This window comes from Patescibacteria group bacterium, assembly GCA_028717685.1.
In the GTDB taxonomy this organism is placed as follows: domain Bacteria; phylum Patescibacteriota; class JAQUNI01; order JAQUNI01; family JAQUNI01; genus JAQUNI01.
The window spans coordinates 128,633-143,980 of sequence record JAQUNI010000002.1 but is presented as its reverse complement, the minus strand read 5'-3'; the positions used below and the strand labels follow the sequence as shown (position 1 = coordinate 143,980).

At 40.9% G+C, this 15,348-nt stretch carries 16 protein-coding genes; 2 read left to right on the top strand and 14 right to left on the bottom strand.

What is annotated here, in order from left to right; translation table 11 throughout:
* The coding region (locus PHW01_04220; protein ID MDD5627181.1) for a helix-turn-helix domain-containing protein at positions 1-1,615 on the bottom strand (1,615 nt) is incomplete at its 3' end.
* 1,392 nt (positions 1,616-3,007) lie between these two features.
* A complete protein-coding gene (locus PHW01_04215) occupies positions 3,008-3,649 on the bottom strand; it encodes an Ada metal-binding domain-containing protein (protein ID MDD5627180.1) in 642 nt (213 codons plus the stop codon).
* A 45-nt stretch (positions 3,650-3,694) separates the two neighbouring features.
* Here PHW01_04215 and rpmA point away from each other — a divergent pair, with 45 nt between their 5' ends.
* Together rpmA and PHW01_04205 are read left to right on the top strand one after the other, a co-directional pair.
* Positions 3,695-3,970, top strand: coding sequence for a 50S ribosomal protein L27 (rpmA, locus tag PHW01_04210; protein ID MDD5627179.1), 276 nt, complete (start codon positions 3,695-3,697; stop codon positions 3,968-3,970).
* Between the two features lie 129 nt (positions 3,971-4,099).
* Complete coding sequence (locus tag PHW01_04205) at positions 4,100-4,357, top strand: hypothetical protein (GenBank protein MDD5627178.1); 258 nt, start codon at positions 4,100-4,102, stop codon at positions 4,355-4,357.
* 83 nt (positions 4,358-4,440) lie between these two features.
* Here the strand turns inward: PHW01_04205 and rplI are convergent, their stop codons facing one another.
* From rplI to PHW01_04145, 12 genes are all read right to left on the bottom strand, one after another.
* Positions 4,441-4,908, bottom strand: a complete 468-nt coding sequence (gene rplI / locus PHW01_04200) for a 50S ribosomal protein L9 (protein MDD5627177.1) — start codon at positions 4,906-4,908, stop codon at positions 4,441-4,443.
* A 163-nt stretch (positions 4,909-5,071) separates the two neighbouring features.
* Positions 5,072-6,292: a S41 family peptidase gene (locus tag PHW01_04195; protein ID MDD5627176.1), complete on the bottom strand. Its 1,221-nt coding sequence runs from the start codon at positions 6,290-6,292 to the stop codon at positions 5,072-5,074.
* 72 nt (positions 6,293-6,364) lie between these two features.
* The gene (locus tag PHW01_04190) at positions 6,365-7,483 is read right to left on the bottom strand and encodes a phosphoglycerate kinase (protein ID MDD5627175.1); all 1,119 of its coding nucleotides are present in this window, start codon (positions 7,481-7,483) and stop codon (positions 6,365-6,367) included.
* A gap of 244 nt (positions 7,484-7,727) precedes the next feature.
* Positions 7,728-8,765 carry a type I glyceraldehyde-3-phosphate dehydrogenase gene (gene gap, locus PHW01_04185; GenBank protein ID MDD5627174.1) on the bottom strand — a complete coding sequence of 346 codons (1,038 nt, stop codon included), beginning with the start codon at positions 8,763-8,765 and terminating at the stop codon, positions 7,728-7,730.
* 100 nt (positions 8,766-8,865) lie between these two features.
* Entirely contained in the window at positions 8,866-9,735 is an 870-nt protein-coding gene (locus tag PHW01_04180) for a class II fructose-bisphosphate aldolase family protein (GenBank protein MDD5627173.1), read from the bottom strand.
* Between the two features lie 270 nt (positions 9,736-10,005).
* Positions 10,006-10,761: a triose-phosphate isomerase gene (tpiA, locus tag PHW01_04175; protein MDD5627172.1), complete on the bottom strand. Its 756-nt coding sequence runs from the start codon at positions 10,759-10,761 to the stop codon at positions 10,006-10,008.
* A 51-nt stretch (positions 10,762-10,812) separates the two neighbouring features.
* A complete protein-coding gene (locus PHW01_04170; protein ID MDD5627171.1) occupies positions 10,813-11,310 on the bottom strand; it encodes a small multi-drug export protein in 498 nt (165 codons plus the stop codon).
* 144 nt (positions 11,311-11,454) lie between these two features.
* Positions 11,455-12,468: a galactose-1-phosphate uridylyltransferase gene (galT, locus tag PHW01_04165; GenBank protein ID MDD5627170.1), complete on the bottom strand. Its 1,014-nt coding sequence runs from the start codon at positions 12,466-12,468 to the stop codon at positions 11,455-11,457.
* Between the two features lie 124 nt (positions 12,469-12,592).
* Positions 12,593-13,312, bottom strand: coding sequence for a glycosyltransferase family 2 protein (locus PHW01_04160; protein ID MDD5627169.1), 720 nt, complete (start codon positions 13,310-13,312; stop codon positions 12,593-12,595).
* Positions 13,313-13,354: 42 nt separating this feature from the next.
* Complete coding sequence (gene ruvX / locus PHW01_04155; GenBank protein ID MDD5627168.1) at positions 13,355-13,750, bottom strand: Holliday junction resolvase RuvX; 396 nt, start codon at positions 13,748-13,750, stop codon at positions 13,355-13,357.
* Between the two features lie 124 nt (positions 13,751-13,874).
* Positions 13,875-14,621, bottom strand: coding sequence for a type I methionyl aminopeptidase (gene map, locus PHW01_04150; GenBank protein MDD5627167.1), 747 nt, complete (start codon positions 14,619-14,621; stop codon positions 13,875-13,877).
* 39 nt (positions 14,622-14,660) lie between these two features.
* On the bottom strand, positions 14,661-15,311 hold the full coding sequence (locus PHW01_04145; GenBank protein ID MDD5627166.1) for a nucleoside monophosphate kinase: 651 nt from the start codon (positions 15,309-15,311) through the stop codon (positions 14,661-14,663).
* Positions 15,312-15,348: the final 37 nt, after the last annotated feature.

Genomic DNA, 15,348 nt, shown 5'->3' with positions numbered 1-15,348 from the left:
CATAGAAGCGAGCGCGCGCCTCTTGCAATGTGGAGGGAAGCTTAACTATTTGGTCTTTGACCATCACGAAATCAGACCAAGCGCTCTCTCCTCTCTCTGCTGCTGCAGCGGGGAGGGAAAAAACCTTATCTTTAGCTTTCTCCGAAAGATTAGTAGCTCCTTCAATCAAAATTTCCGGAGATTCAAAGAGTTTAAAGGCTAAACCTTGAGCAGATTCTTCCATCTTCTGGGGTGTTTGGCTAATGGATTGGGTAATATCTTGAAGAGCAAGAGGGGTTTGCTCTGTTTGTTCTGATTGAGAGGGAGGATTAGAGTTATTCTCTGGATCTTGGGATTGTTCCAAGGGCAGAGAGAATTTGGATTGTTGTTTTTTTAGAATCTTGGTGATTTTTTGGGAAAGAGGCTCTTTAATTGGAGCAGGTTTAAAGACCGGGTTTGCTAGAGTGCGAGGTGAAGGGGGTTGTTGTTCTTCTCTGGATTTAAAGGCATCTTTGAACCTTTCCGTAGTGGTTTGGAAAGCAATTTGGTTTAGGTTTTGAGCGGCTTTGATAGTCTGGCTGGCTCCGGAAGCTAAACCTTGGGTGGTTTTAACCGCTATGCTCTTAAAGCCTCCTTTTTTAGCAAAAACGCCATCTGTAAAGATAAAAAGATTGGTTAAAATAATGAAAATAATCAGGATCACGCTGAAGACTGGTTTCAGGAAGGAGGGAAGAGAAGAAAATAGGGTGTCAGAGTAAGGATGTAATTCAGGTTCTGGCTTCTGTCCTGAATCTGTTTTGAGGGTTGAAATTGTTTTTTCGGTAGCCTTTCTAAAGGCTTGAACGATGGCTTTTTCAAGATTGGAAGATATTTCTTGAGTATTTATTTGTTGTTTTTGCAGATTATCTACCTTTTCTTTTTGAAAAACTTGGGGGAGAAATTTTGGTAAATCACCAATATTTTGGGGCTGCCTGTTAACTTCAATCTTAACTTGCGTGGATATATCGGATAGTCTGGGAATCGGAGGTTGTAAACCATTCTCTCTTGCTGACGCCATTCTAAGGATATCTTCCTGCCTGTAACGCCTTTCTTTTTTTCCGCCAAACCTTATTGCCTTTAAAATGCCCTTCCTGTCCCACTGCCTTAAAGTATTGGGATGACATTTTAGAATACCGCAAGCTTCTTTTAGGGTGATATTCTTTACCTCCTTTTTAACTTTTTTAGGTAAAAATATTCCTCGCGCGGCAGTTAAAATATCATTTTTCCTGTAACGCCTTTCTTTCTTGCCCCCAAAGCGAAATGCAGTAAGTATGCCTTTTCTATCCCACTGCCTTAAAGTATTGGGGTGGCATTTCAAGATCCCGCAGGCCTCTTTTAAGGTTACATTTTCTTCTACGTTTTCTATTTTCCCTTGTGGTATTCTTTCCTGTATCCGATGGCTTAAGTTGCCTTTTTGAGCTGCTATATTTAAGATGTCTTCTCGCCTATACCGCCTGTCTTTTCTTGCTCCAAACCTAAAAGCCGTAAGCGAGCCATTTTTATCCCAAATACGAAGGGTATTGGGATGGCATTTTAATATTGCGCAGGCTTCTTTTAGGGTAATAAGTTCTGAAATTTCTTTTTCTTTTTCTTTCATTTTTTATCTTGATTTTGAATCTTGACTCTTCTTAACACTTCTTAACACTTGTTAACATTATTATACTATATTGTTAAGTTAAACTCAAAGTAATTATTAAGATAAATAAGGCAAAAATTGCCTCTTTTGTTAAGTTAAAAAAAAATCGCAACAGTTAGGACAATTTTTGATAAAAAATCTATTTTCACAAAGTTTTTTGGAGGGATTTTCTTGATAAGGAAGATAATCTTTTTGACTTATCCACAAGACACAAGATCGGATTAGATCAGGGTTAATAAATCTTGAAAAGCTAATGCTTTTGGGAGACCCCGCTTAAGCGGGTTTAGACCTCCTTGGTTTTAAAGGAGTGTTATCACCCGCCTTTCAACCCCATCCCCTAAGATTCCCGAAGGTAAGCTCAAGGGGCATAAAAAATCAAAAAATCGTAGTATTATCAAAAACGACCCCTTCCCCCTATTCAGACAGCAAGTAGATTCCCCCCTTGAAAAAAGAGGAAAAAAATTCCTCCCTGCCTCTAAGGGGAAATGTGAAGCTCCACGGGATTTTTTTAAACCCGTGGCTCGCCCGCCGACGAGCTCGCTCGGAGGCGTGAAGTCGGACCGAGTATCTTTTCCTATGGGGTTTTGTGGAGCGCCCACCTGCTCACAAGTAAGGAACGAACGGGCAAGACCGTGCCCACTTATGCCAGCCTCGCCTACCTGCCGGCAGGCAAGGCGTTGCGGGCGGGCGAAGCTTGTGAACGGGCAGGGACTTTCTAATATGCCTGTTAGCTCCATAGGGCTTCGTCCCTCACTTCTTAAAAAGTAAAGGGATAACGCCACCACGGAGCCAACCAATCTTAAGAATCCTCGCCCTTGGCATAAGGGGGCTTGTCACCCCTCCCCTATAGATTCCCATAATGGTTCCCTGACTGCTTGTGGTGGAGTATAAAACAAAGTTCTATTTTAACAAAAAACCCGAACAAATAAATTGTTCGGCATAATATAGGTGTTTTCTTCTTATTTTAGAGCAAACTTATCAATTAGGAATGCGCAAGACTAAACTATACTACTCACTATTCAAAAATTTTACCATATGTGAACTTCCCCTTTAGACTCTGTATTATTGAAAAATTTGTTTCTAGATTATGATAACTCCATAACTTGGTTCACATCTGCTCCCTATAAGTTAGATTCCCTTACTCGCCGCTCAATCTAATTAATATTTTAACCATTAAGATTATTCAAGGAAATGATATTATTCATTATAAATCACCAGTCTCTCTCCCGATCTAAATCATAAGCTTACGCCATGTCTCTAGTGAACAAAAATTTTGTTCACCCCGTAGTCAGCTTGCTGTGCTACGGGGTTCACCCCAAATTTTACTAATTACTGATTACCAATTACTGATTGCTACTTTATACAAGTCCCGCAAGGCTTGTATCCTTTGCTTTCTGCCTCTTCTTTGGAAGAAAACCAAACCTGATTTTCTGGTTTGATATTTTTAGCAAAACGGCAAGAAGGAAGATGGTACTTAGTACTATTTTTACTGCCGACGAGTTGCCCTTCTCGGGGAACTTCTTTTTTTAACTCTACGCTACCAGAAGATATATTAGGTCGCACCGTCTCCATAGTTTGTTTGGTATTTTCTCCTCCTTTCTTCGCTTCCCCTGCCACCACTCCTTCCGATTGTTGTTTTAAAGCATTCAAATCAAGGGTGATAACATTATCTTCGTCATAAATCGTCAGCTTTTCTCCCGACCTAAAATCAAATCCGAAATTTCCCTCCCCGTCGCCCTTGATAATTTCTTCATCAACCTTTACTGTCGCCCTCGGGTCGACTTTAAGAAATACAGAGCTGCCCTTTATTTCCTTAATCATTAAAGAAAATGGCTCCACCTTACTTGTGCCCTCCGACAAGACCAGAGGCTCCTTTTTCTCTTGCGGGCTCACTAAAATTCCGCCCGCGAAAGATATGGCGGCCACTAAAATCATACCTATTATTAACGCCACCCTATTTTGATTTTCTTGAAACCATTTGACTATTGCTCGCATTTAAGTTATTATTAAAAAAGAAAAAATTTTTAATTTTACATTTCTATGGCCCATACTAAAGCTGGCGGCTCGACCGCCCTTGGCCGCGACTCTGTCTCTAAACGATTAGGGGTGAAAAGATTTGGCGGCCAAAAAATAAAAACAGGAGAAATTATTGTCCGCCAACGCGGCACTCACTTTCATGCCGGCAAAAACGTAAAACGAGGCAATGATGACACTCTTTTTGCGCTCCGCGACGGCGTGGTGAAATTTTATAGCAGAAAAGTAAAAAAATTCACTGGTGGATTAAAAAAAACTCACTTCGTTTCAATAATATCATAAAACTCTCCATTTTTCAATTGATACTTAAAAACAAACTTTTTAGGAAAGTTTGTTTTTAAAATCATTGACAAAGCTCTTTGTTCCTATATAGTGAAGATGCCGGGAATAGTCCAAAAAGGAGTGATTCAAATGGGTGTAGTAACCGAAAAAAAAGAAAGGGAAATTATTAAGTGTCCTTGGGTAACAGTGGTTGATCCACGAAATATCATCGTGATGAAGAATGTTGTCTTGAGAGGAGTGTGCGAAGATGGTTCTCCCGTTATTCAGGTACCAGGACAAGACCAACAACGAGATCCCAAAGGTCTTACAAAGGCTTTGATTTTGGAAAAGAATAGTGGCTGGAGAATACTCCAACAAACCCAAAGTAAAAAAGGGGACAAAAAATGAAATTTAAACTATCCCTCGGCACCAAGCTTGGTTTTGCATTATTGCAGGAGATATCAAAAATTTGATTCTCTTATAAGCCAAGCTTAAATTTTTTTGGCAGAGCGCGCAAAGGAAACAATCTGAACGTTGATTTTGGGTTTGGATTTCTCGGAAATATTGATCACCACTTCATAGTTACCAGCTTCTTTAATAGACTTATCTAAGCCTATTTTTTGTTTAGGAACCTTAATCCCAATCTTTTTCTCTAATGCCTCCTGAATTTCCTTTTTCCCCACTGCCCCAAAAAGTTTCCCTTTAGCGTCTGCTTGCATTTTCAGGGTAATTTTGAGATTTAGAATCTTCCCTTTAAAAGATTCTAACTTCTGTTCGGTTTGCTTTTTTTCGCGCTTTTCCTCTTGAACCAGATGAGTAATCGCGGAAATATTGGAAAGGGTAGCAGGAAGAGCAATCTCTTTAGAAATCAAAAAATTACGCGCAAAACCGTCAGCGACATCTTTAATCTCGCCTTTTTTACCTAAACCATTGTAATTCTTTTTTAATATAATCTTCATAAAAAGGGGAAAAATTTCTAATTAACCTAAATAATATCCAATGTCTAATAACCAATGACCAAATTTGTTGTTTTTACTTTTTAGACATTAGGATTTGGTCATTAGACATTAGTTAGAAATTAGGTTAATTAGAGCAATTAGAAATTTTAATATATCATCTCTTTCATTTATTCGTCAATATCTCCACTGCCTTATCTAGTTGCGGATCTCTACCCGCGTTGCTATCCTCGCTTGTTAAATCTATGGAAAAATCCGGCTCAATCCCCTTCTCATTAATATATCGCTCTTTCGGCGTCAACCATTTGGCGATAGTAATTCTCGCGCGCGACCCATCCGAAAATTCCTCTAATTCTTGGACTGAACCCTTGCCAAAAGTCTTCTTGCCTACCAGTTTAGCAATGCCGTAATCTTGGAGGGCGCCCGCCAAAATTTCAGAGGCGGAAGCCGAACCTTCATTAACCAAAACAACGGTGGGTATTCCGGCAAGGCGCACAGGACCTCTGGAAAAAAATTTGTCTCTTTTCCCGCCCGCGAGCTCTTCCATTGCCACCACCTCTTTTTTAGGAATGAACTCTGAAGCTAAATTAACTGCTGTATCCAAATAACCGCCGGGATTATTACGGAGGTCCAAAATGAGACCGCGAGGCGAAGCAAGCAGAATCTCTGCTACCGCGGATTTAAACGCTTCTTCTGTATCGTCGCCAAAACGGGAAATTTCAATAAGCGCGATCTTGTCGCCGCGCACTTCCCATTCTACGCTTTTGACTGTAATCTCTTCACGAGTGATATTAACGTCAAAAGGCTCTTGCACGCCCTCACGCATAATTTTTAAAGTAACATTGGTTCCCTTGGTACCGCGAATTTTCGCTACCGCTTCCATCAGGGTCATCTCTACCGCATCTTCATCGTTAATCTTTAAGATAATATCTTTGGCTTTCAAACCCGCTCTTTCTGCCGGCGAGCCGGCTAAAGGAGCCACTACTGTTAAGCGATCGCCACGGATGCCAATTTCCGCCCCAATTCCCTCAAACTTTCCTTCCATTTCTTGATCAAATTCGCGCGCTTCATCTGGCGTCATAAAGGCGGTATAGGGATCGCCTAAGGATTCCACCATTCCGGAAATCGCGCCGTAAATCATCTTTTGCCGATCTAGGGTTCCATTTGTGAATTTCTCTTCAATGGTATTCCAAACCTGCCAAAAAAGACTAAAATCCACTTCTTTCGGTTCCTGGTCATTGCCTTTAATAAATGAATCAAAAATCCGCCATCCCGACTCGGGGGCTTGAATTTTCTGGCTTGCGCCCAAAAAAACACCAAACGCAAAACTACCTAAAATTAAAATAAAACCAAGATAGACAAAAAAATATTTTTTGAATTTACCCATAATAGTTTAATATATTGAATAAGCGATGGAGGGGTCTAGCGAACCCGCGGCTCGCTAGCCGCATATTACCCGTTATTTATTTAAAATTTTCAATCCTGGCAGCTCTTTACCTGCCAAAAATTCCAGCATTACCCCTCCGCCCGTGGATATAAAATCCATCTGTTCTAAAAGCTGAAACTTGCGGAGAGCCGCGATTGTATCTCCTCCTCCAGCAATCTTTTTCGCGGACGATACGGCGATGGCTTGACCAATTTGAAGAGTGCCTTCCTCAAATTTCTTTTCTTCAAAAACACCCATCGGACCATTCCAAATGATTGTCTTCGCGGCATTAATCAAGTCCTGGTAGCTCCTGATCGTCTCTCCCCCGATATCAAAAATTTGTTCCTTCTCATTCCAAACATAATCAGAAGGCAGGACAATCTTACCCTGAAATTGATCCCAAATAGCCGCAGCGTCATCTAAATATTCCTGGTCTACTGTTGAATTTTTAAGATCAACCTCTTGATTTTTTAAAAAATTATTCGCCACTACCCCTCCCGCTAAAACTTGATTATAACCTCGAGTCAGCAAGTTGGCAATGACTGGAATTTTAGTCTCGGTCTTAGCCCCGCCAATGACTGCCAAGGCGGGATGGGCGGGGCGCTCCGCGGCGTTATCCAGCTCTTCCACTTCCCTCGCCACCAAAAAACCAGCTACGGTTAAAAGATATTTAGGAACGCCAGTCACAGAAGCATGGTCGCGATGCAAAACACAAAAAGCATCTTGGACAAAAACTTCAGCTAAAGACGCTAATTCGCGCGCAAAATGGTCATCATTTTTTTCCTCTCCGGGATATAAACGCAGGTTTTCCAAAACCAAAATTTGCCCTTCCCTTAAACCCTGCGCCATTTTCTTCACCGTCTGCCCTGTCCAATTAGAAACCTCTAAAAAAGAAATGTCTTTCATTATCCTTTTTAGCTCCTCCACTACCGGCGCGACCGGCAGAGCAGGGTTTTCTTTATCCCCTTTCCTGCCAATATGAAAGGCAAGAATAATTTTACAATGATTTTGGAGAAGATATTTCACTGTCTCCAAACCTGCGGTAATGCGAAAATTATCCTGAACCTTGCCGTTTTCAATTGGCACATCAAAACCCGTGCGCACTAAAACAGTCTTATTTCTTAAATTAATATCCCGAATAGTTTTCATCATCACTTCTTGAAAAAATTAATTCCATCACGCAATAAAATAAGGCGAAAATTCCAAGCGCCAAATTTTAAATATCAAATTAATTTCAAACCCTCTGGCTTTACCATCGCTTCGCGAAATTTTTATGACCAGATCTCGCATAGTGAGACAATTTTCAAAATTAAAAATATTGATAACTTCTATAATTTCAGCTTTTGGATTTTGAGTATTGGGATTTATTTAAAATTTGTGATTTGAGATTTAAAATTTAACTGCCTATATGTTCCGCTAATTCCACTAATCTCATAGAATAACCCCATTCATTATCATACCAACCCAGCACTTTAAGCAAGTTGCCTTGGACGACTTGCGTCATTTCCAAATCAACAATTACAGAATGGGGGTCGCGCACAAAATCTGTAGACACGACCGGTTCATTCACCACCTCCAAAATGCCTTGCAAGGAACCTTGCGCGGCTTCAGTAAAAATTTTGTTCACTTCTTCTTCTTTGGTGTCTTTTTTGGACAAAACTACTAAGTCCACCAAAGATACGCAAGGAGTAGGCACCCTCACCGCTAAACCGCCAAATTTCCCCGCGAGAGCAGGCAGTGCTTTGGTCGCGGCTATGGCGGCGCCAGTCGTGGAAGGCGCCATATTTAAAGCCGCTGCCCGACCACGCCGAAAATCTTTTGCTGCCGGACTATCCACCAAACTCTGGGTGGAAGTATAGCTATGCACAGTCGTCATCAGAGATTTTTCAACACCCACGGAATCGTTTAGCACCTTAAGGAGCGGCGCTAAAGCGTTGGTTGTGCAGGAAGCGTTAGAAATAATCAGGTCTTCTTTTTTATATTCTTGATGATTCACGCCGATAATATAGGTGGGTACATCTTCAGACTTGGTGGGAGCCGAAATAATCACCCTTCGAGCTCCCGCTTGGAGATGTTTTTCCGCCCCTTCCCTTTCCGTGAAAAATCCCGTGCATTCCAAAACAATATCAACATCCAGAGTTTTCCAAGGAAGCTTTGTCGGATCTTTTTCACTGTAACATCTGTATCTCCTGCCATCCACCTTGATTTGGTCTCCTTCTCTTTCCACTTTTTTTGAATAACGACCGTAAACCGAATCATACTTTAAAAGATAGGCTAAGTTCTCCGGATCGCCTAAATCGTTAATAGCGACTACTTCCAAATTTTTCTTTTCTAAAGAGACCTGAAAAGCAGCCCGACCAATTCTTCCAAAACCATTTATCGCAATTTTGATTTTCGCAGAGTCAATAACTGGGGAAGAATTTTGTGGTTTCATATTTTTAAAATTTATGGATTCTTATTATAAAGTATCGCTATATTGCCTGCAAAACTTCAATCCTAATGGACTTTCAGTCCAGAAGGATCTTTCAGACAAGTTAAACTATTAAACGAGCCTGACCCACACTGCCAACTAAATCCAATTTCTCTTCTACTACTTTCTGGACAGCATCACGACCACAAGCGAGAACTTTCCGAGGATCAATTTCCTCTTTATCCTTTAAGAAAAAATCCTTTAAAGCTTTAATGAAAGCAAAACGAAGTTCTGTATCAATATTAATATTATTCACGCCGCTTTGAATTGCCTTCCTGACATCTTGACGCGTTTCTCCGGAAGCGCCATGCAAAACTAAAGGAATATCCACTAAGCTCCTGATTTCGTCCAAAATATCAAATCTGATCTCCGTGCGGTAGAGACCATGAGAAGTGCCCACGGAAACAGCCAAAGAATCTATATCTGTCCGTTGCACATATTCCTTCGCCTGCAGGGGATCAGTATATTCGATAGCATGGTTCTTATGATTATTCTTTGATTGTCCGTGTAATCCCGGGATAGTGCCCAGTTCACCCTGCACGAAAATATCCTTGGAATGGGCGAATTCCACCACCTGACGGGTGAGAGCCACATTCTCTTCAAAGCTTAAATCCGCCGCGTCAATTTGCACGGAGGAAAAGCCCGCTTTAATACATTCCACGATGGAGCGAAAACTCCGACCATGGTCAAGGTGTAAAGCAATAGGCGCATCCTTCCCCTCCGTTTCCACTACGCTCCGCACAATCCGCGTAATTGCCTTCAAGCCTGCGTAGCTAATGGTCGTTTCAGAAACCTGAACCACAAGGGGAGATTTCATACTAGAGGCGGCGCGAATAATCCCTTGGGTCATCTCCAAATTGCAGGTATTAAACGCACCTAAGGCATAAACCTCCTCCCGCGCTTTTTCAATTAAATCTCTAAGTCTGGCTAACATAATTTTAAGTAAATCTCAAATTCAAAATTCCAAATCCTAAATAAATTCCAAATTCCAATTTTTAAAAATTCAAAATGTAGAGATAGAGTGGTGTTTAGAATTTTAGATTTTGAAAATTGTAATTTATTTGGAAATTGAGATTTTGAGTTTAGAATTTTTTACCCACACACCAGAAAGCCATAGGCGCAATAACGGTATACACTACATGGTATTCCATGAATTCTTAGAACTTCATATTGTTATTTTACATTTTAATCTTTACATTCTGCATTATCTACCTACCGCTTTCACAATCTTAATAAATTCCGCGGCATCCACGCTGGCGCCCCCTACTAAAATCCCATCAATATTCTCTTGTTGCGCGAAGTGAACGACATTTTGCCCATCCACACTGCCTCCGTACAACATTTTACCTTGACTGGCAACGCTCTCGCTATATCTTTTGGATATAAGCTGGCGCAGGTAGCGCGCGACTATTTCCGCTTCCTTCGGTTCCATCGTTTGTCCCGTGCCAATAGCCCATATCGGCTCATAGGCAATAACAAAATTATCGGGCGCATTGACCCCGGCGAAAGAGAAGAGCAACTGCTTTTCAACAATCTCTAAAGTTTTGTCTTTCTCTTTTTGCTCCAGACTCTCGCCCACGCACAGAATAGGTACCAAACCGCTCCCAAAAGCCGCAAGCATCTTTTTGTTAATCATTGCGTCAGTCTCGCCAAGATATTTCCTTCTCTCCGAATGACCGACAATCACATATTCGCAGCCAATTTCTTGAAGCATCCTCCCGGAAATTTCGCCTGTATAAGCCCCCTCTGTTTCCCAAAATAGATCCTGCGCGCCCAAATGAATTTTATGGATATTCGCCTTTACAATCGCTAACTGCGTGAAAGGAGGACAAATCACAATTTCCCCTTCTTCTCCTGTAATTTCACCCTCTAGCGTACGCGCTAATTCTCTCCCCTCCTTTAAAAAGGTTTGCATTTTCCAATTACCCACGATGAGATTTTTTTTCGCGCCATTAGGCATAAAATTGATGAAGCCGCACCCCTCTATAAAAATAGCTTTTCATTATTAAAATTAGAGAGCCTGCCAGCCTCTTACTCCGCCCAATGTTACAAGCGCCACAATAACCCCAGCCAGAAAAATTCCCATTGATATAGAGAGAGCGGCCTTTTTAAAAGGAATCCTAAACACAAAGGCGGCTATTGCCCCGCTCCAACCGCCGGTCAAAGGCAAGGGAATTGCGACAAACGTAATAAGAGCAAGTGCCCCCCATTTTTCAAATTTTTGGGAGTGTTTCTTGCGGGTGCGTTCAAAAAGCCACCGGAAAAATCTTTGAAAAAAACGGAAATGATTGCTCAAGAATGAAGAAACGGGTTCCAAAATAACCAAAAAAATTACAGCGCTTGCTACATTGCCGAAAAGCGACCACAAAAAAGCTGACCAGAGAGATAAATGATAAACAGTATAACCCAAAGGCAACGCGCCGCGCAATTCCGAAATAGGCAATGCGGCAATTAAAAATGTCGCCAACTCAGGAGGAAAATTGGAAAACCAAGAGGAATAATTAAACATTAGTTAAAAATTCAAAATTCAAAGTTTAAAGTTAAGTTCAAGATTAAAAATTTTTTAACTTTTAACTCTTAACTACAACTTTGCCGCGCCCGCTCACAAGCTTCGCGGGAGTGCGAGGCGGGCGGGCACTTCTAACTTTGAACTTTAAACTATCAATCTTAACTCTTCTGCTGCATTTTCTGGTAATACGGTATTAATCTCTATACCTGTACCTAGTTCAAACCCTGCCCAAGTGGAATATTTAGGCAAGATCTCAATATGCCAATGATAATAAGAATGGATGTGACCATCGCAAGGGGAAGTGTGGAGATAAAAATTGTAGTCAGGTTCTTCTAGTAGCTTATCCAGCCGCGAGAGAGCTTCTTTTAAAGCCTCGGCTGCCTTATCCCTTCCTCCCTGCTCCAACCTTTCAAAATAAGGATGGTGTTCTTTGGGCACGAGCCACATCTCATACCCCATTCGGGAGGCAAAAGGGCAAAAAACCACAAAATACTCATTTTGAAAAACTATTCTCTTTTTCTCTGTTAATTCTTGATCCACCATCCGGCAAAAAACGCATTCCCGATTCCTCAAAAAATAATCCTCTGCTCCCCGTATTTCTTTCTGAATATCCATAGAAACAAACGGCATAGCAATCAGTTGAGAATGGGGATGGGCCACCGAAGCGCCGGCAGTGCGTCCATGATTATAAAAAACCAGAATATAATCTACGAATTTCTTGTTCATTAATTTAATGTATCTCTCCTGATAGGCTCGTAAAACCCCCGCTACTTCGCTGACGTTAAGAGAAGCCAAAGAGCGCTTATGGTCGCGCGTCACCACAACTTCATGAAAACCAATGGCATCTTCCGTAAGGTAAGGACCGTGCAGCTTTTTATTTAAGCTGTTTCTCCTCTGAAAAGCAGGATATTTATTGGGAAAAACCCGAACAACCCATCTTTTATTCTTATCATAGTAAATCAGAACATCCTTTTCTTGATTTGATTTCACTGGATCACAAAATATACATTCCGCTTGTTCTTTATATCGGTAATGGGCTTCAATAAAAGGTGTACTTGGCCGCTTTTTCCTTTTAGGCGAAATCACCACCCATTCCCCCGTCACTAGATCTTGACGTAGTTCTGATTTTAAGATTTGATTTCTATTTTTATCTGTCATTAAAGAAATTTTCAATTATCAATTTTTAATTTTTATTAAATTTTCAATGAATCAATTTCTAAACGGTTTAAAAATTTGGTCATTAGAAATTTAATAAAAATTAGAAATTAAAAATTAGAAATTATTATTTGTACTTCCCTCTTAAGCTGTTCCATTTAATCCTCATTAACTCTCGAAATGAGGAAAGATAAGACCCTAAGGTTACCTTGCTCCCCGCGGGATTCTCCCAAGATACAGGCAATTCCTTAATTTTAAACCCCTGCTTTTTGGCAATCTGCAGAATTTCCATATCAAAACCCCAACGCTCAATTGTTTGTTTCGGAAAAATCTTCACAGCGCTCTCGGCTGTAAAACACTTAAAGCCTCTTTGGGTGTCGTGAATCTCCCAAATCAGAACCATGCGGATTAAAATTTTGGCGAGTTTCCCCAAGGTCCGGCGATACCAAGCTGCCCTTTCATGAACTATGCTGCCTTTAATTTCAATAGAACCAATCACGACATCAAAACCATTTTGAAAATAAGGCCAAAATTTTTCCAATTCGGAAATTTTGGTGGAATTATCCGCATCCGTAAACAAACGATAAGAGCCTCGAGCCTCCAACATTCCCTGCCGCACAACATAACCCTTGCCGTGATTCTCTGAATTGTCAATAACTTTAAGATTCGGAATATCTAAGGATCGGGCCACCTCTACCGTCTTATCGCGAGAACCATCATCTAAAAGCAAAATTTCACTTTCAAAGCTCTGTTTTTTTAAATAATCATAAATATCTCTCAAGGTCGCGGCAATCCTTTTCTCTTCATTATAAGCGGGAATAATCACTGAAAGATGGATTTCAGGCATAAAACAAAAAATTAGTTAATATAAAGCTAACAAGGAGAAAATTTATCTGCGAAATTTTTTTCGTCTGTCTAAATAGGTTTGTAAAATTAAACGCGCGCTCTCTTCATCTATGTCCTTCGCCTGCGTTCTTTCCGCTTCCACGCTCGTTAAACGTTCATCCTCCAATTGAACATCTAAGTTTAATTTCATTCTAACATATTCCGCGAATTCACGCACGGCTTTTGTTTGTTTTGAATCCTGACCAGATAAAGAAATCGGCAAACCGATAACAACGCGCTTTACCTCTTCTTCTTGGCAAACTTTTTTCAATTCTTCTAATAAAAGCTCTCTTGCGTCTTCTAAAAGAATGGTTTTATATTTTAAGGCAATCCGATCTTCCGGGTCGCTAATAGCTAAACCAACGCGCTTCTCGCCATAATCTAAACCGAGAATAGACATATATTCCATTGTTCAATTGTTTGATTGCTCTGTTGCTGAAAAAAATAACAGTCTGCGCCAACAATTGAACAATCGATCAATCGAACAATAACTAAAATAGCTAAAAACGCTCTTTTGGAGAATGCTAGTCTTCTGTTAAAATGAGACACCCCCTATCTGTAATCGCCACGGTGTGTTCAAAATGCGCCGATAAACTCCTATCCGCAGTCCGAAAGGTGTGGCCATCCTCTTTTATTTCCACTTGCGCTTCTCCCATATTAATCATTGGTTCAATGCAAAAAGTCATGCCGGTACACAAGAGCAGACCCTTGCCCTTCTCTCCATAATTAGGAACGCGTGGCTCCTCATGAACTTGGTAGCCAATTCCATGGCCCACTAATTGTCTCACCACGGAATACCCGTTTTGTTCCACAAAGCTCTGAACCGCTGAAGAAATATCACCGATATGATGACCGCTTTTTACCTGCCTAATGCCTAAATAAAGCGCTTGGCGGCAATCCTGCACGAATTTTTGAATTTCTCTGCTCGCCTCTCCCACAACCACAGTCACGGCGGCATCTGTGTGTAAACTCTTGTATTTCAACCCCAAATCCAGACCAACCACGTCTCCCTTCCGAATGACTTTGCCTTGAGGCACGCCATGCACTACCTCGCTGTTTACGGAAACACAAAGCGATGCCGGAAAACCCTCATAATTTTTAAAGGCAGGCTCTCCTCCCTCTTTCTTAATTTCAGATTCCGCAAGCTCATTTAAATAAATGGCGCTAACGCCGGCTCGCGTTTCACGACTTATTTTTTTTAAAATGCGTGCGAGAATTATTCCTCCTTCACGCATAATCCGAATCTCCTCCGGATTCTTCAAACTAAACATCAATGATAATAATTAGTAATAGGCAAAAATATCCGTTGCTCACTTACCAATTACAGCTATAATATCCTCGTGTACTTTTTTAATAGATTGCTCACCATTAATCCGAGTTACAAGATTCTTTTTCCGAAAATACTCAATAACAGGTATTGTGTCACATTTAAAAATCTCCAGGCGCTTTCTAATCGCCGCTTCTGTGTCATCCTCCCTTTGGTATAAAACACTGCCGCAATGAGGACATTGCTCCTTGGGATCTGCGACATCTACGCCTAAAATAAAGGATCGGCTACACCCCTTGCAAGTCAATCGTTTGCCTAAACGTTTGTATGTCTCTTTCTCGGATATCTCTATATAGAACACATAGCTAATTTTTCTCCCTAAGGAGGCAAGAATTTCTTCCAAGGCTTTCGCTTCACGCAGACGGCGGGGAATCCCGTCAAAAACCAAGCCTTTTTCCGAAGGTACTTTACTTAATCTTGGTTTTAGAACCTCCTCAATCAAAATACGCGTGGGCACGAGAGTGCCTCGTAAAAGATAGGGATTAATTTTCTGCCCTGCCGGATTGCCCATCTTCACTAAATCGCGTAAAAGCTTCCCCGCTTCAATGTGTTCTAAATTATATCTTTTCGCCAAAAGTTTCGCTTGTGTTCCCTTGCCCGAGCCTTGCGGACCGGTGATGATAATATTTAACATAAATAAACTTGTTTATTCCCATAATAAAAATGCATTA